Here is a 798-nt window from a genome sequence, read left to right as displayed (position 1 = left end):
TATCAATCGTTTAGCTGTATGTCCCTTGAACCACGCCTACTCGGATCAGAGCAATCTCGCAGCCCGACCACTGCGACGCGTTGCGCTGTTATAGTAGCTTGAGGCCTGTTGCACTGAGCGATGGCGCGACTGCTCCATGGCCTCTGGCAGCGGAACCCCCCTGTTCGCAGCCTCGGTTAGGTATCCCGATCGCAGTCCATGCGCCGAAAACTCCTGCGGATCTAACCCAGCCATCACCGCCCGCTGCTTCACGATCTGGTTGACCGCACTCGGCTCCAGGGCCCGCTTCGAAACATTGCCCCAGCGATCGATCTTCCGAAAAATGCTCCCCGTTTCGATTCTTCCAACCGCAAGCCATGCGTTGAGCGCATCCACGGGCCGGCCCGTCAGATAAACGACCTCGTCGTGCTCGGAACCAGACGTTTTTGTGCGACCCAGATGGATGGCGAGAGAGGGGAGGGGAGGGCCGTTTTCGACTGTGATCGGCGGCTCGACTGAGAGCTGCTCCCTGCGCAAACCGGCGATCTCGCTACGACGTCGTCCGCCGGACGCGAACGCCACCATCAGGATCGCCCGGTCGCGGACGTCGCGCAGGCTGTCGGCGCTGCAGGTAGCAAGCATTTTTGCCAAGACGTCGCCGGTCACCGCCTTGACGCTCTTGCGTTTCCTTGGCCGCGGCGTCGCGCGGACGGCAAGGCGTATCGCCGATTTCAGGGAAGGCGAGGAGAAGACGCCGGTCAGGCCGCGCCATTTCGTCAGCGTCGACCAGCTGGCAAGCCGCCGGCGCACCGTGTCGGG

Annotated in this window: 1 protein-coding gene; it reads right to left on the bottom strand. The window is 62.9% G+C overall.

Annotation, left to right across the window (positions count from 1 at the left end; translation table 11 throughout):
* Nucleotides 1–45: 45 nt before the first annotated feature.
* Nucleotides 46–798 (bottom strand): site-specific integrase (locus tag JL39_RS21270; protein WP_037155528.1); only part of this gene is annotated, 753 nt, incomplete at its 5' end.

Origin of the sequence: Rhizobium sp. YS-1r (assembly GCF_000757525.1) — a bacterium.
GTDB lineage: Bacteria > Pseudomonadota > Alphaproteobacteria > Rhizobiales > Rhizobiaceae > Neorhizobium > Neorhizobium petrolearium.
The sequence above is the reverse complement of the archived record's forward strand: the minus strand, read 5'-3'. Positions and strand labels throughout refer to the sequence as shown.